The 26469-nt window shown below is 71.9% G+C and carries 19 protein-coding genes and 1 pseudogene; 11 read left to right on the top strand and 9 right to left on the bottom strand.

Annotated features, from left to right (window positions below; genetic code table 11):
- Positions 1–11: 11 nt before the first annotated feature.
- The 5 genes from IE172_RS22660 to IE172_RS22640 all read left to right on the top strand — a co-directional run bounded on the left by IE172_RS22660 (position 12) and on the right by IE172_RS22640 (position 5669).
- A complete protein-coding gene (locus IE172_RS22660; RefSeq protein WP_190099128.1) occupies positions 12–1127 on the top strand; it encodes an FAD-dependent oxidoreductase in 1116 nt (371 codons plus the stop codon).
- A gap of 4 nt (positions 1128–1131) precedes the next feature.
- The gene (locus tag IE172_RS22655; protein WP_190099127.1) at positions 1132–2055 is read left to right on the top strand and encodes an alpha/beta hydrolase; all 924 of its coding nucleotides are present in this window, start codon (positions 1132–1134) and stop codon (positions 2053–2055) included.
- Between the two features lie 35 nt (positions 2056–2090).
- The gene (locus tag IE172_RS22650; RefSeq protein WP_190099126.1) at positions 2091–3032 is read left to right on the top strand and encodes an MBL fold metallo-hydrolase; all 942 of its coding nucleotides are present in this window, start codon (positions 2091–2093) and stop codon (positions 3030–3032) included.
- Between the two features lie 15 nt (positions 3033–3047).
- Complete coding sequence (locus IE172_RS22645; protein WP_190099125.1) at positions 3048–4781, top strand: CocE/NonD family hydrolase; 1734 nt, start codon at positions 3048–3050, stop codon at positions 4779–4781.
- A 96-nt stretch (positions 4782–4877) separates the two neighbouring features.
- Entirely contained in the window at positions 4878–5669 is a 792-nt protein-coding gene (locus IE172_RS22640; RefSeq protein ID WP_190099124.1) for a VOC family protein, read from the top strand.
- A gap of 181 nt (positions 5670–5850) precedes the next feature.
- Here the strand turns inward: IE172_RS22640 and IE172_RS22635 are convergent, their stop codons facing one another.
- On the bottom strand, positions 5851–6504 hold the full coding sequence (locus tag IE172_RS22635) for a phosphoribosyltransferase (protein WP_190099123.1): 654 nt from the start codon (positions 6502–6504) through the stop codon (positions 5851–5853).
- A gap of 84 nt (positions 6505–6588) precedes the next feature.
- Here IE172_RS22635 and IE172_RS22630 point away from each other — a divergent pair, with 84 nt between their 5' ends.
- On the top strand, positions 6589–7014 hold the full coding sequence (locus IE172_RS22630) for a VOC family protein (protein ID WP_190099122.1): 426 nt from the start codon (positions 6589–6591) through the stop codon (positions 7012–7014).
- Between the two features lie 60 nt (positions 7015–7074).
- Here the strand turns inward: IE172_RS22630 and IE172_RS22625 are convergent, their stop codons facing one another.
- Positions 7075–8901, bottom strand: coding sequence for an ATP-binding cassette domain-containing protein (locus IE172_RS22625; protein WP_190099285.1), 1827 nt, complete (start codon positions 8899–8901; stop codon positions 7075–7077).
- 296 nt (positions 8902–9197) lie between these two features.
- Positions 9198–9731: a VOC family protein gene (locus tag IE172_RS22620; protein WP_190099121.1), complete on the bottom strand. Its 534-nt coding sequence runs from the start codon at positions 9729–9731 to the stop codon at positions 9198–9200.
- Positions 9732–9912: 181 nt separating this feature from the next.
- Here IE172_RS22620 and IE172_RS22615 point away from each other — a divergent pair, with 181 nt between their 5' ends.
- Together IE172_RS22615 and IE172_RS22610 are read left to right on the top strand one after the other, a co-directional pair.
- Positions 9913–10761 carry an NAD(P)H-binding protein gene (locus IE172_RS22615; RefSeq protein WP_190099120.1) on the top strand — a complete coding sequence of 283 codons (849 nt, stop codon included), beginning with the start codon at positions 9913–9915 and terminating at the stop codon, positions 10759–10761.
- Positions 10762–10804: 43 nt separating this feature from the next.
- A pseudogene (locus IE172_RS22610) lies at positions 10805–11092 on the top strand (nuclear transport factor 2 family protein); the annotation flags it as partial.
- Between the two features lie 28 nt (positions 11093–11120).
- Here IE172_RS22610 and ligA read toward each other — a convergent pair.
- Positions 11121–13199 carry an NAD-dependent DNA ligase LigA gene (gene ligA / locus IE172_RS22605; protein WP_190099119.1) on the bottom strand — a complete coding sequence of 693 codons (2079 nt, stop codon included), beginning with the start codon at positions 13197–13199 and terminating at the stop codon, positions 11121–11123.
- 118 nt (positions 13200–13317) lie between these two features.
- Between ligA and IE172_RS22600 the strand changes: the two genes are divergently transcribed.
- From IE172_RS22600 to IE172_RS22590, 3 genes are all read left to right on the top strand, one after another.
- The gene (locus tag IE172_RS22600; protein ID WP_190099118.1) at positions 13318–13890 is read left to right on the top strand and encodes a TetR/AcrR family transcriptional regulator; all 573 of its coding nucleotides are present in this window, start codon (positions 13318–13320) and stop codon (positions 13888–13890) included.
- 56 nt (positions 13891–13946) lie between these two features.
- Positions 13947–15131, top strand: coding sequence for a GDSL-type esterase/lipase family protein (locus tag IE172_RS22595; RefSeq protein ID WP_190099117.1), 1185 nt, complete (start codon positions 13947–13949; stop codon positions 15129–15131).
- Between the two features lie 210 nt (positions 15132–15341).
- Positions 15342–18620: a LamG-like jellyroll fold domain-containing protein gene (locus IE172_RS22590; protein WP_190099116.1), complete on the top strand. Its 3279-nt coding sequence runs from the start codon at positions 15342–15344 to the stop codon at positions 18618–18620.
- 85 nt (positions 18621–18705) lie between these two features.
- Here the strand turns inward: IE172_RS22590 and IE172_RS22585 are convergent, their stop codons facing one another.
- From IE172_RS22585 to IE172_RS22565, 5 genes are all read right to left on the bottom strand, one after another.
- Complete coding sequence (locus IE172_RS22585; protein ID WP_190099115.1) at positions 18706–21066, bottom strand: AbfB domain-containing protein; 2361 nt, start codon at positions 21064–21066, stop codon at positions 18706–18708.
- A gap of 137 nt (positions 21067–21203) precedes the next feature.
- Positions 21204–22241 carry an ABC transporter permease gene (locus IE172_RS22580; protein WP_190099114.1) on the bottom strand — a complete coding sequence of 346 codons (1038 nt, stop codon included), beginning with the start codon at positions 22239–22241 and terminating at the stop codon, positions 21204–21206.
- On the bottom strand, positions 22238–23200 hold the full coding sequence (locus tag IE172_RS22575; RefSeq protein ID WP_190099113.1) for an ABC transporter permease: 963 nt from the start codon (positions 23198–23200) through the stop codon (positions 22238–22240). Before IE172_RS22575 ends, IE172_RS22580 begins: the two co-directional genes overlap by 4 nt.
- A complete protein-coding gene (locus tag IE172_RS22570; RefSeq protein ID WP_190099112.1) occupies positions 23193–24752 on the bottom strand; it encodes a sugar ABC transporter ATP-binding protein in 1560 nt (519 codons plus the stop codon). Before IE172_RS22570 ends, IE172_RS22575 begins: the two co-directional genes overlap by 8 nt.
- 68 nt (positions 24753–24820) lie before the next feature.
- Positions 24821–25915, bottom strand: coding sequence for an ABC transporter substrate-binding protein (locus tag IE172_RS22565; RefSeq protein WP_190099111.1), 1095 nt, complete (start codon positions 25913–25915; stop codon positions 24821–24823).
- Between the last annotated feature and the right edge of the window lie 554 nt (positions 25916–26469).

Raw genomic sequence — 26469 nt, 5'->3', positions numbered from 1 at the left:
AGAGAACCTCCATGCAGTCCTCAGAGCTGAAGAACCTGAAGATCGCCGTCGTCGGAGCGGGCTACGGCGGCGCGGCGGCGGCCAAGGCCCTCAGCCTGCTCGGCGCCCGGGTCGACGTCTACGAGCAGGCCAACCAGATCCGCGAGGTCGGCGCCGGCATCGGTCTGCGTCCCGCGACCATGAACCGGTTCCGCGAGTGGGGGATCTTCGACGCCATCGCGAAGGTCACCTCGCCGAGCGAGTACTTCGAGATCCTCACCGCGACCGGCGACCCCATCATGAAGGAGGCGTGGCCGGCCGACGGCGAGCAGACCCACACCCACCTGATCCACCGCGGCGACTTCATCGACGCCCTCATGGGCGTCCTCCCCGCGGGCATGGTCCACCTCGGTCACAAGCTCGAGGGCATCGAGGACAAGGGCGACCGCTCCGTCCTCACCTTCGCGGGCGGCAGCACCGTCGAGGCCGACCTGGTCGTCGGAGCCGACGGCATCAAGTCGGTCGTGCGCCGCGAGCTGTTCAGCGACCAGGGCCCGGTGTTCGCCGGCGAGCACGCCTACCGCGCCGTCATCCCCCTCGACGCCGCCCACGGCATGGTCGACGACGACAACCTGCGCATGTACATCGGCCGGGGCACCAAGGTCTACCTGCTGCCGCTGCGCCACCGGGGCCAGGTGTCGTTCGACATCACCGCCCTGTGTCCGGACGGCACCTGGACGCCCCGAATCACCAAGGACGACCTCCTGAAGACGGTGGAGGGCTTCGACGAGCGCCTCGTGAGCATCACGCGCGACCTCGACATGGCCACCGTCAACATCCGCGCCGTGTACGACATCGACCCCGTCGGCACATGGCACTCGGACTCCGTCGTCCTCGTGGGCGACGCGGCCCACTCGATGCTGCACCACCAGGGCCAGGGCGCCAACTCGGCCATCGAGGACGGCGGCGCGCTCGCCGACGCCCTGCGCCGGGCCGGCTCCGTGAAGGAGGCGCTCGCCCTCTACCAGGCCACCCGCAAGCCGGTGACCGACGAACTGCAGCGCATCTCGCGCCAGGGCTGGAGCGAGGACGAGATCGACGAGGTCTTCCCCGGCCAGAAGCCCGCCGCCGCTGCCCCGCAGGAGTGACACCATGACACTGCACCCCGAGATCGCGAAGTTCCTCGCCGGCCTGCCCGCGCCGGACGGCGGCCCGCTCGACCCGGCCGCCCTGCGCGCCGCCGACGAGGCGCACGTGCCCCCGCTCGACAAGCGCCTGCCGCTGCACGCCGTCGAGGACGTCACCGCGAAGACGCCCGCCGGCGACGTACCGGTCCGCGTCTACACCCCGGCCGAGGCCGACCGCCACGGCGTACTGGTCTACTTCCACGGCGGGGCGTTCTTCCTCGGCAGCCTGGAGACCCACGACCACGTCGCGCGCTCGCTGGCGAAGGAGACCGGACTCAAGGTCGTCTCCGTCGGCTACCGCCTGGCCCCCGAGGCGGCCTTCCCGGCCGGCCTCGACGACTGCTACGCCGTCGTGCGCTGGGCCGCCGAGGAGGACGCGGGCCTGGGCTGGGACGGCAGGACCCTCGCCGTCGCCGGCGACAGCTCCGGCGGCAACTTCGCCGCGGCCGTCGCGGCCAGGGCGCACGACGACGGCTTCGACCGGATCACCCACCAGATCCTCTACTACCCCTCGCTCGACCTGGACTTCGACGTCGAGCGCTACGCCTCCCTGCGGGAGAACGCCAAGGGGTACGGCCTGGAGACGGAGGGCCTGAAGCCCTTCAACGCCTTCTACCTCGACAGCGGCGCCGACCCCGCCGACCCGCTGGTGTCGCCGGTCAAGCGGGCCGACCTCACCGGGCTCCCGCCCGCGCTGGTCGTCACCGCCCAGTACGACCCGATGCGCGACGAGGGCGAGCTGTACGGCGAGCGGCTGCGCGAGGCCGGAGTGGAGACGACGGTCAGCCGCTACGACGGCGCGGGCCACGGCTTCGTCCAGCACTTCTCGTGGATCCCGGAGTACCACCGGGTCTTCGGGGAGACGCGCGACTTCCTCGGCCGGCACTGACCCGGCCGGCCCGGTACGAGTTCGGAAAGAGGACCATGACGCAGGCAGTCGACGTCCACCCCCTGGTGTCGCCGTGGGGACGGTTCGGTCTGTACAGCTTCTTCATCGACGCGCCCGAACCGGCGATCGTCGACACCGGCATCGCCTCCTCGCCCGCCGAGGGCATGGCTCCCGCGCTCGAGGCGATCGGGCGCCGCATCGAGGACGTGCGCTGGATCCTGCTCACCCACGGCCACATCGACCACGTCGGCGGGGCGCACGCCCTGTGGGAGCTCACCGGGCGGCGCGCCCGGGTGGTCGTCCACGAGGCCGACGCGCCGATGCTCCGCTCGCGCCGGGCCCATGTGGAGGAGTACCTCACGGGCCGGGGCCGCTACCTCGCCGACCCGGAGGGCGAGGCGAAGGTGACGGCCGCCGCCCAGGCCGTCATCTCCGGGGAGATGGAGCCGTCCCTGCTGGTCAGGGGCGGCGAGACCCTGTCCCTCGGAGGCGGCGTCACCGTGTCCGTGCACGCGGTGCCGGGCCACACGCCCGGATCGGTCGCCTACGTCGTCGACGGGCAGCGTTCGGTGTTCACCGGCGACGCCGTCCAGGTCCACGGGGCCGCCAACGGCTTCCCCGGCTTCACCGACCCGGGCGCCTACCGCGCGAGCCTGAGGTACCTGCGCGACGAGGTCCGTCCGCGGCACCTCTATCTCGGGCACCCCTACCGGCGCGCCGACGGGACGCCGTACGGCGTCGAACTCGACGAGGCGGAGGCCCAGGAGGCCATCACCCAGAGCCTCGACATCGAGGCCCGTGTCGCCACGGCGGCCTGCGGATGCCTGGAGGCGGGTCTGCGGGAGACGGACTCGCCGTACTCGCCGTTCGCCCGCGCGGCCGAGGAGCTCGGTTACACCGGCGATCCCACTCTCGAGCCGTCGCCGTTCTTCACCTCGATGGCCGGCTACCGCACGCACCTCGAACAGAACCTGTAGCACAGGAGCTTCACCATGACTGACCTTCATACGATCCGTGCGGGCGAGCGGCCGATCACCGTCCGCAAGGACCTCCGGGTGCCGATGCGCGACGGAGTCACGCTGGCGGCCGACGCCTACAGCGGCGCGGACGACACCCCGCGGCCGGCCCTGGTGGCCCTCAGCCCGTACGGCAAGGAGCTCCAGGCACTGGCCCTGACGACCCCGCCGCAGCGCCGCCCGAGCCCCATGTGGGACGGCTGCATCGAGGCCGGCGACATCGCGCGCGTGGTCGAGGAGGGCTATGTCCACGTCATCGGTGACCTGCGCGGCTCCGGCGCCTCCGAGGGCGAGCACATCGGCAACTACAACGCCGGCGGCGTCTCCCTCGGCCAGGACGCGTACGACTTCATCGAGTGGGTCGCCGCGCAGCCGTGGTGCGACGGCAACGTCGGCATGATCGGCATCTCCTACTTCGGTTCCATGCAGGTGCTCGCGGCGGCCGAGCGGCCGCCGAGCCTCAAGGCGATCTTCGTCAGCGGCGGCCACTACGACTTCTACGAGACCACCTACCACGGCGGCGTCATGTGGTTCATGCCGCGCGCCGCCCGTGAGGGCCGTGGCGGCGACTCCGGCTGGGCGTTCACCGACGGGGTGAAGTCCCGCATGCTGGAGACCCACTCGCCCGAGGAGATCAAGAAGCGGGTCGCCGAACGCCTGAACGACCCGGACGTGGCCGCCTGGCCCAACCTGGTCCACGTGCTGAACTACCCGAAGAACCACGAGGCCTGGTTCGACATCGTGATGAACGAGGTCGACGGCGAGTGGTACGAGGAGCGCAACCCGGTCACCCTCGCGCCGGCCATCGACATCCCGGTCTGGCTCCAGATCGACCAGGGCCGAGGCTGGACACTGGACGGCACCATCGAGCTCTACAACCGGATCAAGGGCCCCAAGAAGCTGGACATCGGCCCCTACCCGCCCATGCAGTCGCGCCCCTTCATCGAAGAGCACGACAAGATGTTCCGCTGGTACGAGTACTGGATCAAGGGCATCGACAACGGGGTCATGGACGAGCCCGCCGTCACCGTCCACGTCGAGGGATCGCGCCGGTACGTCACCGGCGCGCAGTGGCCGCCGAAGGACGTGGAGCACCGGCCGCTCTACCTCCGGCCGCGCCACAAGCTCTCCTTCGAGCCCGAGCCCATGGGTGCCGAGCACGCCGTTCCCGACGGCTTCTACCAGGCCCCGCTCACGGTCACCGACAAGGTGGAGACGCTCAGCTGGAGCACCGAGCCGTTCACCGAGCCCACCGAGATGATCGGCCAGGGGGCGGCGCACCTCTTCGCCCAGATCGACCAGCCCGACACCAACTTCATCCTGCGCATGTGGGACGAGGCGCCGGGCGGCAGGCGGCAGCTCATCACCACCGCCTACCTCAAGGCCTCGCACCGCGAGCTCGACGAGGAGCGCACCACCGAGGGCGACCCCTACCACCCGCACACCCGCGCGGTGCCGGTCGAGCCGGGGAAGATCGAGGAGTACGTCCTGCGCGTCTACCCGTTCGCGGCGACGTTCCTGCCGGGCCACAAGCTGGTCGTGGAGCTCTCCAACAACGAGCCGCTCGCCGACGCGCACAACGCGCTGCTGCCGCCGGACGCCTTCCACCTGCCGGTGGGCCGCCCGGTCACCCACAAGATCTACCGTGACGCCGCCCATCCCTCCCGGCTCCTGCTGCCGTTCACCAGGAGCGGGGCGGACGGGGAGTAGCCGCTCCCACGACGCCCGGACGCTGAAGCCGGAGGGCGGGTGTCAGTGCCCGGTGGCACGCTGAGGCCAGACGGACCCCAGCGAAAGGACCACGCGGTGATCACCACTGACTTCGCCCCCGGCTCGCCCTGCATGCTCGACCTCGGCGTCCCCGACGTCCGGGCCGCGGCCGCGTTCTACGGCGCGGTCCTCGGCTGGGACTTCGAGCCCATGGGCGACGGCGAGGACGTGGAAGGCGGGATGTTCAGCAAGGGCGGCAAGATGGTCGCCGGACTCGGCAGGCTCACCGAGGAGGGCGCCCGCCCGGCGTGGATGATCTACTACAGCGTCACCGACGCGGACGCGACGACCGCGGCCGTCGAGAGCGCCGGCGGCACGGTGCGGGTGCCCCCGATGGACCTCGAGCAGTGGGGGCGGATGGCGCAGTACAGCGACCCGCTGGGCGGCCAGTTCGCCGTCTGGCAGCCCGGGGAGAGCAAGGGCGTCGACCTGGTGGACGAGCCGGGCTCGCTGTGCTGGACCGAGCTCTACACGAGCGACGCGGCCGGAGCGAAGGAGTTCTACGGCCAGGTCCTCGGCTGGCGGTACAGCGACATGCGGATGCCGGGCGGCGAGGGCACCTACACCATGATCGTCCCGTCCGGACTGCCGGAGGAGCGGATGCACGGCGGCCTGATGGAGGTCGGCGGGGAGGACCTCGCCCTGGCGGGCGGCCGGCCCTACTGGCATCCGGTCTTCGCCGTCGCCGACTGCGACGCCGCGGTCGCCAAGGTGCGGGAACTCGGGGGCAGCGTCCAGATGGGGCCGGAGAACGCGGAGGGCGTGGGCCGCCTGGCCGTCTGCCTCGACCCCTTCGGAGCGGACTTCGTGGTCCTCGCCGAGATCTGAGCGGCCCCGGACCGCCGGGCCCGCGTCACCGGGACGGACGCCGCGCGACCACCCCGGTCCCGGTCCTCGTCCGAGGTGCGGTCCCGGCCCGCGCCCGGGCGTCGCGGCCGCCGGCCGGACCTCGCCGGCGCAGGACCGGCCGGGCTCGAAGCCGTCCCGGGCGGGCAGGACGACGGCGGCGTCAGCCCGCCGGGTGCGGTTGCCGCAGGGCGTCCCGTACGTCCTCGTCGGAGACCTGCGGGAAGTCCTCGTACCACTCGCCCACCGAACCCAGCCGCTCCGGCCGCTGCAGGGCGATGACGTCGTCGGCGTCGTCGCGCAGCGCGGTGGCGGTCCGCGCCGGGCACACCGGAACCGCCAGCGTCAGCCGCAGCGGTCCGCGGCGCCGCACATGCCGGAGGGCGGCGCGGGCGGTGACCCCCGTGGCGAGGCCGTCGTCCACCACGACGACACTGTGACCCCGGACGTCGGCGGCGGGGCGCGTGCCGCGGTAGACCCACTCGCGCCGGTGCAGCTCGACACGCGCCCGGGCCACCTCGGAACTCAGCTCGTGCTCGGAGAGGTCCAGGGCGCGCAGTCCCGTGCGGTCGAACAGCGGCGGGTCGTCCCCGGCGATGGCCCCGACGCCCACCTCGGGCGCGCCGGGCACCCCGATCCTGCGGACCACGAGCACGTCCAGCGGGACGGCCATCACCCGGGCGATCTCCGCGCCGACCGGGACACCGCCGCGTGGCAGGGCCAGCACGGTCACATTGGCGAGGTCGCCGCTGCTCGCCCACTCCAGCAGCCTGACGGCCAGCTCCTGGCCGGCTTCCCTGCGGTTCCGGAATCGCACGGCTCGCTCCCTTCCTCGCCCCCGGGTGCCGGGTAACCGTCCGCGTCCCCGGCACTCACGCCCGCCGTGCGCGACAGTGGAAGGATGAACGCACCCGACGCGATGCCTCTGGCCGGTGCCCGTGTGGCGACACGGCTCCCCGCACGCGACCTCGACCGGGCACGCCGCTTCTACGCCGAGCGGCTCGGCCTGGAGCCCGTCGACGAACGGCCCGGGGGACTGCTGTACCGCTGCTCGGGCGTGGAGTTCGCCCTCTACCGGTCGACGGGAGCCTCTGCGGGCACCTTCACCCAGATGGCCTTCGAGGTCGACGACATCGAGCGCGTCGTGTCCGGGCTGAAGCGGCGCGGCGTGGTGTTCGAGGAGGTCGACGTGCCCGGCTTGCGCACGACCGGCGGCATCGCCGCGATCGACGGGAACTACCCGACCAAGGGCTACCGCGGCGAGCGCGCGGCGTGGTTCCACGACAGTGAGGGAAACCTGCTCGGGGTGGGCGAGCCGGTCACCTGACCACCGCGGGCCGCGACGCACGGGCGGCGGCGTCCGCGCCACCGCCCGTGCGGAGCGGGCTCAGCGGTCCTGCGACAGACGCAGCAGGTCGGCGAAGGTGCCGCCGGCGTGGGCGAGGTCGTCGTAGGTGCCCTGTTCGGTGATGCGGCCCTGTTCCATGACGACGACGCGGTCGGCGATCCTGGTGTTCTCCAGACGGTGGGTGACCACGATCGTGATGCGGTCGCCCGAGATCGCCTTGATCTTCTCGAAGATGCCGTGCTCCCCGCGCGGGTCCATCTGGGACGTGGGCTCGTCCAGGATCAGCAGCGGGGGCCGCCGGTACAACGCCCGGGAGCAGGCCAGGCGCTGCCACTGGCCGCCGGAGAGCTCGGAGCCGCCGAAGATCTCCCGGGCCAGGAGGGTGTCGAGGCCGGCCGGCAGGTCCTCCACGGCCTCGCGCATGCCGACCGCGTCGACGGCCTCCCAGACCTCGCGGTCGTCGGTGCTGCGGGGCTGGCCCAGCGTCACGTTCTCCCGGGCCCGCAGCGGCCATTGGGCGAAGATCTGCGGTACGAGGCCGGTGCAGTCCCACACCGTGGCCGGGTCCGTGTGGGCGATGTCGGTCCCGTTCCAGGTGACCCGTCCCTTGTCCGCGAGGTAGATGCCGGTGATCAGGCGGGTGAGGGTGCTCTTGCCGGACCCGTTCACGCCGACCACGGCGAGGATCTCCCCGCGCCGCAGGGTGAGGGACACGCCGTCCACGGCGGGCCTGTCCTTGCCGGGGTACCGGTACGTCACCTCCTCCAGCCGGATCTCCTCCACCGGGGCTGCCACCGCACCCGGACCCCGTTCGGGTGCCTGGCGGGCGGCGTCGTCGAAGAACGCCTGCATGTCGCTCAGGTACAGGCTCGTGTGGAAGACCGCGGCGCCGTTGACGACGACCTGGGACAGCGCCGCCAGCGTCGTCTGGACGGCGACGACCGCCGTGGCGGCGACGGCGGGCGCGATCCGGCCGGTGACGGCGAGCCACGCGAGCGTCCCCCAGGTGACGGTCAGGAACGCCCCGCCGGCGAGGGACGACAGCAGGGCGATGCGCAGGGTGCGGGGAGCCGCGGCCAGGGACCGCCGGTCGACCCGCTCGGAGAGGGCCCGGTACCAGTACAGGATGTAGTCCGTCATGCCGTTGGCGCGGACCTCGTCGCCGTACTTCGGTGTGGTCGCCCACCAGCGCGTCATGCCGCGCACGTTGCGGTCCGCGACGTTCGCGTAGTGGATCTCGTAGTCCACCCGCGCGGTCAGGACGGCGCCGACGCCGGCCGGCGCGACGGCCAGCAGGAGCAGCGGCAGCATCAGCGGGTTGAGCACGGACAGCACCCCGCCGGCCGTGACCATCCTGATGAGGGCGGCCATGAAGCGCTGCGCGTCCATGACCATGACGTGCGTGCGCGTCACGCCCATCTCCGCCGCCTCCTGACGGTCGGAGAAGCCGTCCGTGGCGTACGCCGTGGCCTCGACCCGGCAGACCGATGCGACGAGCGCCGAGTCGGTCTCGGTCGTCAGCCGCGGGGTGATGCGCCGTTCGGCGTAGGCGGCCACGGCCTCCGACGCGCGGGCGAGGGCACTCGCCGCCGCGACGACGATCAGCGCGGGCAGCGCCTCGCGCAGGCGGTCCGCGACCGTTCCGGGGCCGAGCAGGGGGCCCATGGCGCGGGCCGTCGCCGCCAGCAGCACCGCGGCGGACACGCCGGTGACCAGCTGGCACAGCAGGAGCAGGAGCACGGCCCGGCGGTCGGTGCGCCACGCCATGGCCGCGATCCGCCGCAGCACGGAGGGGAGCTGGGAGCACAGGGCGCTGAAGCCGACCTGGCCGAGCGGGTTGACCGAGTAGTGGCCGGAGTACGTCATCTCGGCGGGCGGCGGAGGAGGGACGGAGCGGGCGGTCGTGTGAGTCAACGGCACTTCTCCCTTCGGAGCGGGTGGGTGAAGGCGACGGCACGAGACTCAACGAGACCGGCAGCGATATCGGACACAGGGGTTTCGGACGAAGCGGATTCCGCGGGGGGACGCGGCGGCGGGGGGAGTCCGGTGGGCCGGACCCCGGCCGGCAGGGGGTGACGGACGGGCGCCCCGGTGGCCGAAACGCCGCATCCGATACCTGGGTGACGGAAGTGGTCACCCCGCCCGCGGGGTGCCGGCACCGGTCAGGGTGTCGTCCTGACGGGCGCGCTGCTGCGTCCGTGGAGCCGGCCGGTGAGCTCGGTGTCGAGCGTCTCCTGGGCCACCCGCATGCCCTCGGCGTACTCGGGGTCCTGGAGCCGCTTCCACATCTCCTCCTCGCAGACGTCCTCCAGGTGGGCGACCACCCACCAGATGTTCCCGAAGGGGTCCTTGACCCGCGCTCCGCGCTGTCCGAAGGCGTTGTCCGACAGCGGTGTGACGATCACTCCACCGGCCGCGACAGCCCGGGAGACGGCCGCGTCCGCGTCCGGCACGAACACGCGCAGCAGGCTCGGCGTCGAGGGCCAGTCGGGGCGCCGGTCGAAGGCGAGCACGACGGTGTCGCCGATCCGGATCTCACCGTGCCCGATCGAACCGTCCTCGGTCGGCACCCGTCCGATCTCCTCCCCGCCGAACGCCTCGGTGACGAAGTCGAGGAACCCCCCGGTGTCGTCGGTCACCACCCAGGGCGCGACGGTGGTGTAACCCTCGGGCGCGGCATGGGTCCGGGCTCGCATCTGTGGTCCTCTCGTCGTCGAAGTGGAGCGCCCGGCACGTTAGGCGGGAACGAGGACCATGGCTGTCCTACTCGGCGGGCGGGAGAGGTGGCACCGGGACCGGGCGGGTACCGGCGTCTTCCCACCCGGGCGCCGCGGCTCGCGGCCAGAACCCGGCCGCAAGGGTTCCTACGGTCGTCCCATGACACAGACACAGAAGATCCTCGTCACCGGAGCCACCGGAACCGTGGGCCGCCAGGTCGTCGCCGAACTGCTCGCCCGCGGGCACGCCGTACGCGCCCTGACCCGGGACCCGGCGACGGCGGACCTGCCGGACCGCATCGAGGTGGTGCGCGGCGACCTGACCGAACCGGACAGCCTCGTCCCGGCGTTGGAGGGCGTCACGGGCCTTCATCTGATCACCTTCGCCGGTGCCCTCTTCACCCCGCTGGAGACCGGTCCGCGCATCCTGGAAGCGGCCCGCGCGGCCGGCGTCCGCCGGATCACCGTCCTGAACGGAGGCGGACCGACCCCGCTCGAGGACACCGTGCGTGCCGAGGACGGGGTGGACTGGACCGTGCTCATGCCGGTCGAGTTCATGGCCAACGCCCTGGAGTGGGCGGACGGCATCGTCACGGCCGACGAGGTCCGCGAGCCGTTCGTCTCCCGCCTCAGTGCCATGGTCCACGAGGGCGACATCGGCGCCGTCGCCGCCGTCGCGCTGACCGAGGAGGGGCACGGCCGTCAGGAGTACGTGATCACCGGCCCCGAGGCACTGACCGTGCGCGACAAGGTGGACGCGATCGCCGGGGCCCGGGGCCGGCCCGTCTCCCTGGTCGAGCTCTCCGAGGAGGAGGCCGTCGCACGGTGGCGGGCGGCGGGGCAGCCGGAGGAGGTGATCGGCTTCCTGCTCGACGTGTACGGCAACACACCCGAAGCCGGCCGCACGGTCCTCGACACCGTGGAGAAGGTCACCGGCCGCCCGGCCCGTACCTTCACCCAGTGGGCCGCGGAACACGCCGCCGCCTTCACGGCGACGGGCCCGGCGTAACGGGCGCACCCACCGGGCCGGACGCGTCAGAACCGCCTCGGCGGCGGCCCCGGGCGTCCGGCCCCGCTCGACCGCCGCCGAATGCGCTGCCCAGTTCACCGAGCTGACGGAGCACACCGTGCCGGAGGAGGCGCGGGCCACGGTCGACGCCTTCCTCGTCGACGGCCGGGACGCGGTTCTGACGGGTCGTCTGTCGGGGACGGTAGGGGCCACGGGACGCTCCTTCGAAGGCCCGTTAGCCCTGCGCCTGACCGTCGAGGGCGGCCGGATCACCCGGGACCACCTCTACGAGAACAGCCTGTCCATCGCCGAGGCCTGCGCCACCGGCTGACGACCCGTCGCCACCAGGGGCTCCCGCCTCAGCCGAGGAGTTCGCCGACCATGGCGGCGAACTCCTCGGGGGTGGCCAGACGGACGCCGAGCTGCTCCGCCTTGGCGCGCTTCGACCCCGCGCCCTCGCCCGCCACCACCAGCGTGGTCCTCCTGGAGACGCTGGAGGAGGAGCGGCCGCCGGCCCGCTCGATGAGTTCGTTCATCTCGTTGCGGGACAGCTTCTCCAGGACGCCGGTCATCGCACCGGTGACCACCACCGCCATGCCCTGCAGCGGTCCTCCCGCCGCCGGGCCGTCGCCGTCGGAGGCCGCGTCGGCGGCCGGCGGGGGAGTCGCTCCCGGCTCGGTCATGTTGACACCGGCGGCGGTGAGCCTGTCGATGAGCGGGGCCAGTTCGGCCATCTCCGCCACGATCGACGGAGCCTTCTCCGAGCCGATGCCGTCGACCCGCTGCATGGCGTCGGCGTCGGCGGCGCGGATGCTGTCCATGGTCGCGAAGTGGCGGGCGATCCGCCGTGACATGGACCGCCCGGTTCCCCGCACACCCAGCGCGCACAGCACCCGCGACAGCGGCTGCTCCTTGGCCTTGGCGATCGCGGCGAGCAGATTGTCGGTGCTGGTCTCGCCCATCCGCTCCAGGGCGAGCAGCTGCTCGCGCCGGAGCGTGAACAGGTCGGCGAGGTCGGTGACCAGTCCGGCCTCGACGAGCTGGACGACGCGGGTGGTGCCCAGGCCCTCGATGTCGAGCTGGTCGCGGCCCGCCGCGTACGCCAGGGAGGCGACCAGGTGGCAGTTGCGGCCCTGGGCGCACCGCCAGCGTTCCTCGCCGGTGTCGATGTCGGAACCGCAGCGCGGACACTGGGCCGGGAACACGATCGGCTGCTCCTCGCCCGTACGCAGATGGGCGACCGGGGCCTCGATGCGGGGGATGACGTCACCCGCCCGGTGCACCATGACGTGGTCGCCCAGGCGCAGGTCCCGCCGGGTGATGTCGGCCGGGTTGTGCAGGGTGGCGTACGTGATCGTGGAGCCGTCGATGACGACCGGTTCGAGGACACCGCGCGGCGCGATGATGCCCGTACGGCCTACGTTCCACTCCACCTCCAGCAGCCGGGTGATCTTCTCCACCGCGGGCAGCTTGTAGGCGATCGCCCAGCGCGGCGCGCGGGAGCCCGACCCAGCGGCCTCCCGGTCGGCGGCCAGGTCCGCCTTGACGACGATCCCGTCGATGCCGAACGGGAGTTCGGCGCGCAGCGCGGCGATCTCCTTCACCCGGAGCAGGACCTCCTCCGGCGTCTCGGCGACGGTGTCCGGGACGGCCGTTCGCGCGCTGGTGTGCACACCGAGGTCCGCGGCCAGCGCCATCAGGTCGCTGTGCGCCATCTCCCGCATCCGCTCCGCCAGGGACCCGTCCGTGCCGGGCAGCGGCAGCAGCCCGTAACCGAAGAACGTCATCGGCACCGTGTAGGCCCGCTCCCTGGCCCGCAGGGTGCCCGCCGCCGCGTTGCGCGGATTGGCGAACGGCTGTCCGCCGTGCCCCGTGCGCACCTCGTTGGCGTGCTCGAACTGGGCGGACGTCATCAGGACCTCTCCGCGCACCTCCAGGGTGACCGGCTCGTGGAGCCGCTCGGGCAGCCCCACCACGGTGCCGATCGCGTGCGAGACGTCCTCCCCGGCCGTCCCGTCCCCGCGGGTGATCAGCCGGCTCAGCCGGCCCTCGCTGTAGCGGGCGGCGATCGCCAGTCCGTCCAGCTTCGGCCCCACACTGAAACGGGTCGCCTCCCGACCCGTCCGGCGCGCCAGGGACGCCGTCCAGGCGGTGAACTCCTCCGCCGAGAACACGTTGTCCAGGCTCAGCATCGGCACCGTGTGCGGCACGTCGCCCTCGACCGCGCCGCCGGCGACCTTCCCGGTGGGGGAGTCGGGGAGTGTCCCCTCGGGGTGCTCCGCCTCCCAGTCGGCGATCCCCCGAACCAGCCGGTCGTACGTGTCGTCGTCCAGCGACGAGGTCCCGCCCTCGTAATAGGCGGCTGCCGCGCGCACGGCGTCCTCGACCGCCTGCGCGTACGCGGCGGCGTCGACGATCACTGCTGCAGGAGTTGTCATGCGGTCCATCCTGCCGCCCGCCACTGACAATCGATCATGATACATAGGCATTTGCCTAAAAGCTTTAGGTGAATGCATAATCGGATCAGTCGGCAGGAAGAACGGAGGGAGGACGGGTGTGGCACGCGGACGACTGAGCCCGGAACGCCTGACCCGGGCGGGCGCGGAACTGGCCGACGAGGTCGGCTTCGAGCAGGTGACCGTCTCGGAGGTCGCCCGCCGCTTCGACGTCAAGGTGGCGAGCCTCTACTCCCATCTGAAGAACTCCCACGACCTCAAGACGCGGATCGCGCTCCTTGCCCTGGAGGAACTCGCCGACCGTGCCGCCGAGGCCCTGGCCGGGCGGTCCGGCAAGGACGCACTCACCGCGCTGGCGAACGTCTACCGCGACTACGCGCGGGAGCACCCCGGCCGCTACGCGGCCGCCCAGTTCCGGCTCGCGCCGGAGGCGGCCGCGGCCAGCGCCGGAGTCCGGCACGCGCGGATGACCCGGGCCCTGCTGCGCGGCTACGACCTGACGGAGCCGGACCAGACCCACGCCGTCCGGCTGCTCGGCAGCGTCTTCCACGGCTACGTGAGCCTCGAGATGGGCGGCGGCTTCAGCCACAGCGCCCCCGACACGCAGGAGACGTGGACCCGTGTCCTCGACGCGCTGGACGCCCTGCTGCGCAACTGGCCGCGGACCCCCTGACACGGCCCCCGATCAGCCGCTCACCCACCCACCCCCACCGCGGACGGACCACCACGATGCCCTCCACACCCTGGATCACCACCCCCATCACCGCCGCTCTCGTCCGTGGCGCGCTCGACCTGGAACGCACGCCGCGAGGGCTCCTGCCGCACCGCCTGCCCGCCTGGGCCCGCGCCCGGAACACCGACGGACAGCTCGCCATGGCCGAGTGCCAGCCCTCCGGCGTACGCGTGGTCTTCCGTACCCGCGCGACCGCCGTCGAACTGGACACCCTGCCCACCAAGCGGATCTACGTCGGCGCACCGCAGCGCCCGGACGGCCGGTACGACCTGCTCGTCGACGGACGCCCGGCCGGCCGGGCCGTCGCGAACGGCGGCAACACCGTCACCATCGACCTGAGCACCGGGAAGGCCGAACCCGGCAGCGGTCCCGTGGCCACCCTCCGCTTCACCGGGCTGCCCGACGACGACAAGACCGTCGAGATATGGCTGCCGCACAACGAGACGACCGAGCTCGTCGCGCTGCGCACCGACGCCCCCGTCGAACCCGACGCCGCCTCCGGCCGCAGGACCTGGCTGCATCACGGCAGCTCCATCAGCCACGGTTCCGACGCCGCGAGCCCCACCACCACCTGGCCCGCGCTGGCCGCGGCGCGCGGCGGCGTGGAGCTGATCAACCTCGGACTGGCCGGCAGCGCCCTGCTCGACCCGTTCGTCGCGCGGACCATGCGCGACACGCCCGCCGACCTGATCAGCGTCAAGATCGGCATCAACCTGGTCAACGCCGACCTGATGCGGCTGCGCGCCTTCGGCCCCGCCGTCCACGGGTTCCTCGACACCCTCCGGGACGGTCACCCCACCGCGCCGCTGCTGGTCGTGTCGCCGATCCTGTGCCCCATGCACGAGGACACACCGGGCCCCACCGCCTTCGACTTCAGCCGGGTCGATGAGGGACAGCTCCTGTTCACCGCCGCCGGTGATCCCGCCGAACGGGCCGAGGGCAAGCTGACACTCGGCGTCATCCGGAACGAACTCGAACGCATCGTGTCCCAGCGGGCGGCGGACGACCCGAACCTGTACCACCTCGACGGCCGTGACCTCTACGGCGAGGCCGACCACGGTGAACTTCCGCTCCCCGACGGTCTGCACCCCGACGCGGCCACCCACCGGCGCATGGGGGAACGCTTCGCCGCCCACGCCTTCGCGTCCGACGGCGGCCCGTTCGCGGAGGTCAGGGGCTGACCTGCCCGAAGCACCCGAGCCTCCTCATCCTCGCCCGCGTACAAGGCGCCTGACGGAACATCAGCTGTGCGCAGGGCCTGGACAGTCGCCGGACGGCATGTTGTCATTCCGCTGCACGGCTCTTTTCCAACGTTGGAAGGGAATCCCGGCCGAGCCGATGGCCGTGCCTGCTCGTCGTGGCCCCATGCCCTCTGCGCGAGGAAAGGTTCGATGACAAGACAACACTCCCGCCCCAGAAGCCGGTGGTGGGCTCTGCTGACCGTGACGGCCCTGGCCCTCTCCACCGGCGCCCTGGCCCCGGCGGCGGCGGCGACACCGGCGGCGCCGGCGTCCCCGACCGCCGCCCCCGCGGTCGCCGACGCCGACGTCCAGGTCCACGGCCTGAAGGGCGAGTACTTCGCCATGTCGGCACCGGGAGCCCGGGACTTCGCCGAACTCGGCGGCACCCTCCTGGAGCCGCAGATCAACTTCTCCGGACTGACCAGCACCTTCCAGGAGCTGACCGGGCGCACGGAGCACACCACCGCCCGCTGGACCGGGCAGATCGAAGCGCCCGAGGACGGCGACTACACCTTCCACGCCATCGGCGACAACGGCTTCCGGCTCTTCATCGACGGCGAGCCGGTCATCGACCACTGGGAGCCCGACTGGGACCGGGAACAGACCAGTGCGCCGCTCACCCTGAAGGCCGGAGAGAAGCACGACTTCCGCCTGGAGATGTTCCAGGACCTCGGCGGATCGAACATGTTCCTGCGCTGGTCGACGCCGACGACGCCCAGGCAACTCGTCCCGGCCTCCGCGTTCACCCCGCCCGCCGGCTTCGAGGTCTTCCCGGTGGAACTGACCGTCGGCCAGGACGGACGCACGCTGCGGGCCCGGTTCGAGGACCGGGTGAGCGACCACGCGCAGGTGGCGCAGCACCTCAGGATCGAGGCCGACACGACCGCCATGCCGGTCAAGTCGGTCGCGGCGGCCCGCGGTGACCGCGACTCCCTCGACATCACGCTCTCGGCACCCATCCAGAAGAACCAGCAGGTCCGGGTCACCTACGACGGCGAGGGGGGCCTCAAGGCCGGAGGCGAGACCGTGCCCCGGATCGTCCGCTACGCCTCCAACACCTCCACCCACCGCATCACCACCCCCTGGGGCGACAAGGTCGACCGGAGGAACCCGCTGCCGGAGTACCCGCGCCCGCAGCAGGTCCGCTCCCGGTGGAAGAACCTCAACGGCCCCTGGCAGTTCAGCGGTGCCGAGGCCGGCGAGCAGCCGGTCTTCGGCAAGGACCTGGACGAGAGGATCGTCGTGCCGTTCCCGGTCGAGTCGCAGCTCTCCGGGCTCGAACGGCACGAGGACCACATGTTCTACCGCAGGCTCGTGGACGTGCCGAACAGCTGGAAAGTCGGCAAGAGCGGCAACGGCAACCGGTTGAAGCTCCACTTCGGTGCCGTGGACTACCAGGCCCGCGTCTGGGTCAACGGCAAGAAGGTCGCCGAACACACCGGCGGCTACAACGCCTTCAGCGCCGACATCACCGGCGCCCTCAAGGGCAGGGGCCCGCAGGAGATCGTGGTGGCGGTCACCGACACCGGCGGCGCCGACCAGCCGACGGGCAAGCAGTCCACCGACCCCGGCGGCATCTTCTACACCCAGACCTCCGGCATCTGGCAGACCGTCTGGATGGAGCCGGTCGCCGAGACCTCCATTGACAACGTAGTCACCACCCCCGACGTCGACAGCGGCACCCTGGCCGTCACCGTCGAGTCCGCCGGCGCCTCGCGGCGGGCCCGGGTCGAGGCCGTGGCCCGCGACGCACGCGGCAAGGTCGTCGGCAGGGTCAGCGGGCCCGCCGGCACCCAACTGCGGCTGCCCGTCGCCAAGCCGCGCCTGTGGAGCCCCGACGACCCCTACCTCTACGACCTGGACGTCACGTTGAAGGACGGCAGGTCGACCGACGAGGTCGGCAGTTACTTCGGCATGCGCGAGATCGGCATCGAGGACGTCGGCGGCTACCGGAAGCTGGTGCTCAACGGCAAGCCCGTCTTCTCCCTCGCCACCCTCGACCAGGGCTTCTGGCCCGACGGTCTGTACACCCCGCCCAGCGACAAGGCCCTGGCCTTCGACCTGGAGGCCCACAAGGAGCTCGGCTTCAACGCCGTGCGCAAACACATCAAGGTCGAATCGCCCCGCTGGTTCTACCACGCGGACCGGCTCGGACTGCTGGTCTGGCAGGACTTCGTCTCCGGCAACCTCACCGGCGACACCGGACGGAAGGCCTTCGTCGACCAGGGCCGGGAGATGATGCGCCAGCACCACAACTCGCCCTCCGTCATCGGCTGGATCGTCTTCAACGAGGGCTGGGGCGAGTGGGACCGCGAGGAGAGCGGCCGCATCGCCGAGGCGGTGAAGGCAGCCGACCCCTCCCGCGTCGTCAACGCCCACAGCGGGGTCAACTGCTGCAACTCCAAGGGCGACTCCGGCAAGGGCGACATCATCGACCACCACGACTACAACAACGACGACCCGCCCTTCCCCGACCACCGCGCGGCCATGGACGGCGAGCACGGCGGCTTCACCCTGCGCACCCCGGGCCACATGTGGCCGGGCACTCCGACCGTCATCTACAGCGGTGTCGCCGACAAGGAGGCGCTGACCCGCAAGTACGTCGAGAACACCGAGAAGTTCTACCTCGACCAGGCCGGCGCCGAGCTGTCCGGCTCGGTCTACACCCAGATCAGCGACCTGGAGAACGAACTCAACGGCCTCTACACCTACGACCGCCGGGAGATCAAGGTCGACCCCGTCCGGGTGCGCGAGATCAACCGCAGGGTCATCGCGGCGGGCGCCGCCGCGGGGGACCGGGAGCAGCTCACCGGCGGAGGTTCCTGGGCCCTCGACGAGGGCGCCGGCACCACCGCGAAGGACGACGGCCCGAACGGCAGGCCGCTGAAGCTGACCGAGGGCACCGCCTGGACGGAGGGGGTCAGCGGCAGTGCGCTGAGGTTCGACGGCCGGGGACAGCACGCCCGTACGGACGGCCCGGTGCTCGACACCACCGGCAGCTACACCGTCTCCGCCTGGGTCACCCTCGACTCCCTGCCCGGCAACTACGCCACCGCCGTCAGCCAGGACGGCCGGCGCCAGGCGAGTCCATTCTACCTCCAGTACGGGCAGGGCGCCTTCGCCTTCAGCACACCCGACGGGCAGCGCGCCCGGCTCCAGACCGCGCCCGAGACCGGCCGGTGGTACCACCTCGTCGGCGTACGTGACGACGCGACCGGCCGGATCACGCTGTACGTCGACGGCAAGCAGGCGGCCACCGCCACCGCCGGCCCCGCCTACGCCGGCTCCGGGCCCCTGGCCGTGGGCCGCGCCCAGTGGAACGGCCAGGACACCGACTTCTGGCACGGGGCGGTGGACGAGGTCCACGCCTACGACAGGGCGCTCACCGCGGAAGAGGTGAGCGCCCTGCACACGGCGGAGAAGCCCTAGCCGGCCCGACGGCGGGGGTGCGGGCACCGGGCGGCGCCCGCACCCCCGCCGTCACCGCCCCGTCACGCGGACCGCTTCGCCGCGGTCACGGGGCCCAGGGGCCCTCCACGGCCCAGGTGGTGTCCTCCGTGAAGCGGTCGGGGTTGTCCCACGCGCGTGTCCCGCCCGGGACGGCCAGCCACAACTCGGCGTCGTAGTGACGCAGATACTGCCCGGGGAAGTTGTAGGCGGACAGCCGGACACCGCCGTTCGCCCCCCGGACCGGGCAGAAGGTGGCATCCGCGCGGAACAGGTCACCGCTGCCGCCCTCCTTGTACACACGGGAGTTGCGGTGGCGCAGGTACTCGCCGGGGTAGTTCCGCGACTCGAAGGAGTAGCAGGAGGTGTCGGCCAGACCGGGGACGGCCCGCCAGGTGGCGTCGCTCTTCAGCAGTGCGCCGCTGCCGGCGGTGACGACCTCCGTGAACACGGCGCCGTCCCGGTGCCGGACGTAGCGGTCGGTGTGACCCGGCGTCGTCACGCGCAGGGACCCGTACTGACCGGTGGGCAGCGTGACCGGAGCGGCCGGCGAGCGGGAGGCGTCGATCAGCGCCCGGTTGGCGGCCCGCACCCCTGCCTCGTCGACCTTGACCACCTGACGGTCGTAGGTGAGCAGCCCGTTCGCCTCGTTCTCCACGTCGGTGATCTCGGTGTACACGGACGCCGACAGTCCCCGCGGCAGACGCACCTCGCGGATGGCGTCCAGCAGGCCGGTGAACCGGCGGTTCAGGCGGGCCGCGTCGGGCTGGTCCTCGTAGCTGAAACCGCCGCCCGGATACCACTCGTGACCGGCGACCCTCAGGCCGAGCCCGCCGAACTCGCCGAGCACCGCGGCGCGCGTCGCACCGGGCACCGTGTTGCCGGGGCCGACGTAGACGTGGTGGTCGACGACGTCACCGTTGCCGCCGTCCACGGCCCCGCAGCAGTTGACACCGCTCATGTTGTCGACGAGCCGGGACGGGTCGTACGCCTTGACCTCGTCGGCGATGCGCGCCTGGTCGTACTGGCCCCACCCCTCGTTCTGGTTGACCCACATCACCAGCGACGGCGAGCTGCGGTGCTGGTCGATGACGCGGTCGTACTCGGCCTCCCACTGGGTGCGCGCGGCCGCGTCCGGGGTGCGCTCCATGGAGGGCATGTCCTGCCAGACCAGCAGGCCGAGCCGGTCGGCGTGGTGGAACCAGCGCTGCGATTCCACCTTGATGTGCTTGCGGACCATGTTGAAGCCGAGGTCCTTGTGCTTCTGCAGGTCGTACCGCAGGGCGGCGTCGGTCGGGGCGGTGTAGACGCCGTCCGGCCAGTAGCCCTGGTCCAGGGTGCCCGTCTGGAAGACGAACTCCCCGTTCAGCACCGGGCGGAGGACACCGTCGACCCGGGCCAGGCCGATGGAGCGCATACCGGCGTAGCTGCCGACGGAGTCGACGGCCGTGGTGCCCGAGAGCAGATCGGCCCTGACGTCGTAGAGGAACGGGTCGTCCGGGCTCCACCGGCGGGGGTTCGGCACCGCTACGGTGAACGTGCCGCCGACCGGACCGGTCGCCGTGCCGACGGTGGTGCCGCCGCTGGAGACGGTGACCCGCGCCCGGTGCCCGTCGGCGCCGGATGCCCGGACGGTGACCTCGATCCGGTCGTTGACCAGGTCGGGCACCATGTCGAGGCGGGTGACGTGCGCGGCGGCCGTGGGCTCCAGCCACACGGTCTGCCAGATGCCGGACGCGGCCGTGTAGAAGATGCCGCCGCCCGGATGCGGTGTCACGTCGTTGAGCCGCTGCTTGCCGACCGCCTGGGTGCCGGCCTGGGTGGGGTCCCACACGGACACGACGAGTGTGTTGGTGCCGCCGTTCAGCAGGCCGGTGATGTCGTACGAGAAGGAGTCGAAGCCGCCGCTGTGGACGGCACCGGCCTGCCGGTCGTTGACCCACACGGTCGTACGCCAGTCGCTGGCACCGAAGTGGAGCTGGACGCGGCGGCCGTTCCAGTCCGGCGGGACGGTGAAGGTGCGCTTGTACCAGAGCTTGTCGTTCTGCGTGATCCTGCGCTGGATGCCGGAGAGCGCCGACTCGGCGACGAAGGGGACGCGGATCCGTTCGGTGAACGACGCGGGCCGGCCGGAGCCGGCGGAGGTGACGGCGAAGTCCCAGATGCCGTTGAGATTGGCCCAGTCGGGGCGGGTGAGCTGGGGCCGCGGGTACTCGGGGTGCGGATGGTCGACGGAGACCTGGCCGGTCCAGGGCGTCGTCATCGGCGGGGATTCGGGGGCCCACGCGAGTGGCGCCGCGGTCGCGATGCCGGACCCGGTGAGGGCCGTGCCGGCGAGCAGCACCAGCACGGCCGACAGGGCGGTGAGCCACCACGGCCGTCGTCCGGACCGGGGGAGGGGTGGACAGGGGGCGTGTGATCGACGCATCGTCACTCCTCGGAGAGTGGGGGTGGGAGACGTGCGCGTGCGGGAAGCGGCCGGCCCCCGCCGTGGCGTGGCCGGCCGCCCGGTACCGGACGCGGCAGCCGGTAGCCGAACGGCTCCCGGCTGCCGCGTCCGGAGCTTCACATCAGCTGCCGGCGGCGGCCCAGCCAGGTCTGGGCGACGACCACGACGGCCAGGAACGCCCCGCTGACCACCTGCTGGTAGGAGGAGTCCAGGGAGCCGATCTGGTTGATGACGTTCTGGATCACCTTCAGCAGCAGCACGCCGACCAGCGCCCCGCTGACGTAGCCGAGTCCGCCGGTGAGCAGGGTTCCGCCGATGACGACGGCGGCGATGGCCTCCAGCTCCATGCCGTTGCCCAGGATCGTCACCCCGGAGGCGAGCCACGCCGCGTTCAGCGCGCCGGCCAGTCCGGCCAGCACCCCCGACAGGGCGTAGACGAGGACCTTCGTGCGGGCGACCGGCGCGCCCATCAGGGCCGCCGCGTCCTCGTTGCCGCCGACCGCGTACACGTGCTGACCGAACCGTGTGCGGCGCAGCACGACGGCCCCGGCGGCGAACAGCGCCAGTGTGATCCACACGGGGTTGCCGAGGCCCAGGGTGCTGCCCTGGCCGAGTTCGGCGAGGAAGGAGCCCTTGCCGATCAGGTAGGTGTCGGCGCCCTCGTCGGTGAGCGCCAGCATCAGACCGCGCGCGCCGAGCATCGCCGCCAGGGTGACGATGAACGGCGCCAGCCGGGAACGGGCCACGAGCAGGCCGTTGACCACGCCGACCGTCCCGCACACGACGAGCGGCAGCAGCAGCGCGACCGGGGTTCCGTGCCGTGAGCCCCAGGCCGCCAGCACCCCGCCCAGCGCGAACAGCGAACCGACCGACAGATCGATACCGCCCGTGATGATCACGAAGGTCATGCCGAGCGCGACGATCGCCAGGAACGCCGAACTCGTCGCCATGTTGGCGATGTTGTCGCCGGTGGCGAAGGAGTCGAAGCTGAACGACGCCACCACCGACACCACCACCAGCACCGCCGGCGCGCCGTGCCGCTGGACCAGCGCGCTCACCCGCTCGGAGCGTGCCGCGCCCACGGGCTCACCGGCGGGTGCCGGCCCCTTGCCGCGCGTCGCGGCCACCGGGGCGTCCGTCTCGGTGGCACTCATCGCTTCCCCCGTCCCCGTGCCGCGTAGACCGCGCACACGATCACCATGGCCTGCGCGATCTGGGTCCAGGAAGGCGGCAGATCGTGCTTGATGAGGGTGGCGGTGAGCAGCTGGATGAGGACGGCTCCCGCCACGGTGCCGGCGATGTTCACCCGGCCGCCGGTCAGCGGCGTCCCGCCGACGACGACGGCGGTGATCGCGGACAGCTCCATCAGATTGCCAAGCGAGGTCGGGTCGCTGGCCTGCAGCCGTGCCGTGGCGAGGACACCCGCCACGGCGGCGAGCAGCGCGCAGGCCACGTACACCACGATCAGCACCCGGCGCACCGGCAGTCCGGCGAGCTGTGCCGCGGGGCGGCTGTCGCCGATGGCGAGGAGCTGCCGTCCGAAGGTGGTGCGGCGGACGACGAAGGCCACCAGCAGGGCGAGCGCCGCGGCGATGAGGATCAGGTACGGGACGCCCAGTACGTCGCCGGAGCCCAGGGAGGCCAGCGCGGGGTTGCGCAGGTCCTCCAGCTGCGGCAGCAGAACGAGGGCGAGACCGCGCCCGCCGACCATCAGGGCCAGGGTCGCCACGATCGGCTGCACCCCGACGAACGCCACCAGCGCGCCGTTGGCCAGCCCTGTCCCGGCGGCGAACACGGCCACCACCAGCAGGGCCGGCAGGAGTCCGTAGCCCAGGTAGAGGGCCGTCACGGAGGCCGCGAGCGCCATCACGGCACCGACCGACAGGTCGACGCCCTCGGTGCCGATGACCAGGGCCATGCCCAGCGCGACGATGATGACGGGAGCGACCTGCACGGCCTGGGTGCGGAAGTTCTCCGCGGTCAGGAAGTGCGGGGTGACGACGATGTTGACGGCCATCAGCAGCGCCACGCCGGCGTAGACGCCGTACGCCTGCAGCCACTGCAGGACGCGGGTCCGGTCCGGCGGGACGGCCTTGAGGGTGGCTTCAGCCATCGGTGGCCGCCTCCCGCACCGCGTCCCGGTCCGGGGCGTGCCCGGCGATGGTCCGCATCAGTTCGTCCTCGGTGACCTCGTCGCCGGTCAGCTCGCCGACGACGGCACCGTCCTTCAGTACGACCACGCGGTCGGACCCTTCGATCAGTTCCTCCGGATCGGAGGAGATGAGCAGGACTCCCAGGCCGTCCGCGGCGAGTTCGTCCACGAGCTTCTGCACCTCGGCCTTGGCGCCGACGTCGATGCCCCGGGTCGGTTCGTCGAGCAGCAGGACCTTCGGGTTCATCGCCAGCCAGCGGGCCAGCAGCACCTTCTGCTGGTTGCCGCCGGACAGTTCGCCGACCTTCTGGTGCGGCGAGGACGCCTTGATGCGCAGCCGCTCGACGAAGGTGTCGACGATGCTGTCCACACGCGTCTCGGAGACCAGGCCGAAGCGGGAGAGCCGGGGCAGGACCGCCAGCGCGATGTTCTCGCGCACCGACAGACCGGGCACGATCCCCTCGCTCTTGCGGTCCTCCGGCAGCAGGCTGACGCCCGCCCGGATGGCGGCGGGCGTGGAGCCCGCGCGCAGCGGGACCCCGGCCACGACGACGCTGCCCGAACTCCTCGCCAGAGCACCGGAGATGGCCTTCGCGGTCTCGGTGCGTCCCGAACCGAGCAGCCCGCCTAGACCCACGACCTCACCCGGGCGGACGCTCACGGACACGCCGTGCACCTGGTGCGGCACGGTCAGGTCCGTCGCTTCGAGCACCGGCCGGCCGTCGGTCGCGTGACGGTCGCCGGTGAACTTGGTCAGCCCCTCCCGGCGCACCTCGCCCAGTTCCCGGCCGAGCATGGTGGACACCAGGGACAACCGGTCGAGTTCCGCGAGGCGGCCGTGGTGCACCCGACGGCCGTCGCGCAGCACGGTGACCGTGTCGCACACCGCGTACAGCTCGTCCAGGCGGTGACTGACGTAGACGACGGCTATGCCCTCGTCGCGCAGCCGGCGGATGACCGAGAACAGCGTCTCGACCTCCCGCGGTTCCAGGGAGGAGGTCGGTTCGTCCATGATGACGATCCGCGCCTCGCTCGCCACGGCCCGGGCCAGGGCGACCATCTGCTGCGCGCCCACACCGAGGCTGCGCAGCGGACGGCGGACGTCCACCCGCACGCCGTAGGCGCCGAGCGTCTCCTCGGCCTCGCGGTGCATACGGGCGAAGTCCAGCAGACCGAGCCGGTTCCGCGGCTCACGGCCCAGGAAGAGGTTGCGGGCCACGCTCAACAGGGGGATGAGGTTGACCTCTTGGTAGATGGTCGAGATGCCGGCCTTCTGGGCCTCCAGCGGCGTGGCGAACGAGACACCACGCCCCTGGAAAACGATGTCACCGGCGTCGGGCCGGTGCACCCCGGTGAGGAGCTTGATGAGGGTCGACTTGCCGGCGCCGTTCTCGCCGATCAGTGCGTGGACCTCGCCGGCGTGCAGGGTCAGGTCCACGCCGTCCAGGGCCCGGACGCCGGGGAAGGTCTTGCTCAGTCCGCGGACGGCGAGGACTTCGGCGGGGGGAGCCACCTGTGCCTCCAGGAGAGAAGTGGTGACGGACGGACAGAGGGGCCCGGGCTGCGGGGCCCCGAGAAGGATCAGTAGGCCTTGCCGAGGTCCTGCTCGGCGTTGTCGGCGCTGTAGGCGCTGTCCTGGATCACGATGTCCTGGGGGACTTCCCTGCCCTGGGTGAAGGTGTCCAGCGTCTGGAACGCCAGCGGGCCGAACCTCGGGTTGGACTCGATGACACCGCTGATCCAGCCGTCGACGACGCCCTGCACGGCGTTGCGCGTGCCGTCGACCGTGACGATCTCGATGTCCCCGGCCTTCTTGCCGGCGCCCTTGAGCGCGGCCACCGCGCCCAGGCCCATCTCGTCGTTCTCCGCGTAGATGCCCTTGATGGCGGGCTTGGACTGGATGAGCTGCTCGGTGACCTGCTGGCCCTTCTCGCGGGTGAAGTCACCGGTCTGCTCGAAGACGATCTTCAGGCCGGGGGCCTTCTCGGTGACGCGCTCCTTGAAGCCCCGGGTGCGCTCGGTGGTGACGTTGTTGCCGGCCGAGCCCAGCAGGATGGCGACCTCGCCCTTGCCTCCCGTGGCCTCGATCATCCGGTCGGCGGCACGCCTGCCCTGCTCGACGAAGTCCGAGGCGATAAACGAGACGTAGTCCTTGCAGGGCGTGGCGTTGATCTTGCGGTCGATGGTGACGATCGGGACCTTCTTGGCGGCGGCGGCCTGCAGCACCGGGTCCCAGCCGTCGGAGTTGAGCGGGGCGATCACCAGCAGGTCGGCGCCCTTGGCGAGCAGGTCCTGCACGTCGCTGATCTGCTTGGAGAACTGCGACTGGGCGTTGGCCGTCAGCAGCTTGACGCCCCTCTTGGCGGCTTCGTCCTTGATGGACTGCGTCTCGGCGATGCGGAACGGGTTGGCCTCCTTCTCCGACTGGGAGAAGCCGACCGTGGCGCCCTTCAGGTCGATCTTCCTGCCGCCGTAGGCGTCGACGGTGCAGGTCCTGCTGCCCGGCTTCGGCGTGACGACCTTCTGGCCGGCGTCGGCGGCGGCCGGGGACTTCTTGCCGTCCGCCGCGTCGTCCTCCGACTTGGCGCAGGAGGTGGCGGTCAGGGCCACGGCGGCGGCCAGGGCCACGACCACGGGGCGGGCGAGGAGGAGGGAACGGTGAGTGGTGCGCTGCATGGTGACCCCGATCCGGGTGACGCTGAAAAGGGAACTGGGGAGCCGACGGACGCGCGGGTGTGGAGCCGCTCCCCCTGTGCACGGCGGCGTCCGGTGCGCCGCAAGGAGGTTTTACATCGTTGGAAGGAGGCTGTAAACCCCTCGCGCGCAAGGTCGGAAGGGGAGGGCCGGCCGGTTCGGGGCGCCGGGGCCGCCGGGCAAGCGCTTGCATCCGGGGCGGAGGTGACGGCGGAGCTGCTTGTGGCCAAGTGGCCTTGCAGCAGGGGTGTTTGGGCGGCGGGGGGAGGGGGGACGTTGGTGGTGCCGCGGCAGCGGTGAACCGAACGCGTGGCGTCAACGCCGTCAAGTGTGCGTGCGACTGCTGTAGTTCACTCGACTGCCACCCAAGTCACACTGCGCGCACCGCAGTCGGTGTGCCCACACGACCGGTGCTCGGTGCTTCCTCGGGCTGCGCCGTGCCGGTCCGGTCGGCGGTACCCCCGCGCCCGCACTCGTGCCGGCTCACGCCGCCGACTCCGCCGTCGTCGGGCACGTACCGCCGCGGCGTGGTTCCA

This window comes from Streptomyces griseoflavus, from assembly GCF_014649995.1.
Taxonomy (GTDB): Bacteria; Actinomycetota; Actinomycetes; order Streptomycetales; family Streptomycetaceae; genus Streptomyces; species Streptomyces griseoflavus.
This window is presented reverse-complemented; position numbering and strand designations above follow the sequence as displayed.

Bases quoted from the DNA above. Each gene is read 5' to 3' on its own strand.
- IE172_RS22660 (WP_190099128.1), top strand. From the start codon at position 12: ATGCAGTCCTCAGAGCTGAAGAACCTGAAGATCGCCGTCGTCGGAGCG.
- IE172_RS22655 (WP_190099127.1), top strand. From the start codon at position 1,132: ATGACACTGCACCCCGAGATCGCGAAGTTCCTCGCCGGCCTGCCCGCG.
- IE172_RS22650 (WP_190099126.1), top strand. From the start codon at position 2,091: ATGACGCAGGCAGTCGACGTCCACCCCCTGGTGTCGCCGTGGGGACGG.
- IE172_RS22645 (WP_190099125.1), top strand. From the start codon at position 3,048: ATGACTGACCTTCATACGATCCGTGCGGGCGAGCGGCCGATCACCGTC.
- IE172_RS22630 (WP_190099122.1), top strand. From the start codon at position 6,589: ATGAACGCACCCGACGCGATGCCTCTGGCCGGTGCCCGTGTGGCGACA.
- IE172_RS22625 (WP_190099285.1), bottom strand. From the start codon at position 8,901: ATGACGTACTCCGGCCACTACTCGGTCAACCCGCTCGGCCAGGTCGGC.
- IE172_RS22620 (WP_190099121.1), bottom strand. From the start codon at position 9,731: ATGCGAGCCCGGACCCATGCCGCGCCCGAGGGTTACACCACCGTCGCG.
- IE172_RS22615 (WP_190099120.1), top strand. From the start codon at position 9,913: ATGACACAGACACAGAAGATCCTCGTCACCGGAGCCACCGGAACCGTG.
- ligA (WP_190099119.1), bottom strand. From the start codon at position 13,199: ATGACAACTCCTGCAGCAGTGATCGTCGACGCCGCCGCGTACGCGCAG.
- IE172_RS22595 (WP_190099117.1), top strand. From the start codon at position 13,947: ATGCCCTCCACACCCTGGATCACCACCCCCATCACCGCCGCTCTCGTC.
- IE172_RS22590 (WP_190099116.1), top strand. From the start codon at position 15,342: ATGACAAGACAACACTCCCGCCCCAGAAGCCGGTGGTGGGCTCTGCTG.
- IE172_RS22585 (WP_190099115.1), bottom strand. From the start codon at position 21,066: ATGCGTCGATCACACGCCCCCTGTCCACCCCTCCCCCGGTCCGGACGA.
- IE172_RS22580 (WP_190099114.1), bottom strand. From the start codon at position 22,241: ATGAGTGCCACCGAGACGGACGCCCCGGTGGCCGCGACGCGCGGCAAG.
- IE172_RS22575 (WP_190099113.1), bottom strand. From the start codon at position 23,200: ATGGCTGAAGCCACCCTCAAGGCCGTCCCGCCGGACCGGACCCGCGTC.
- IE172_RS22565 (WP_190099111.1), bottom strand. From the start codon at position 25,915: ATGCAGCGCACCACTCACCGTTCCCTCCTCCTCGCCCGCCCCGTGGTC.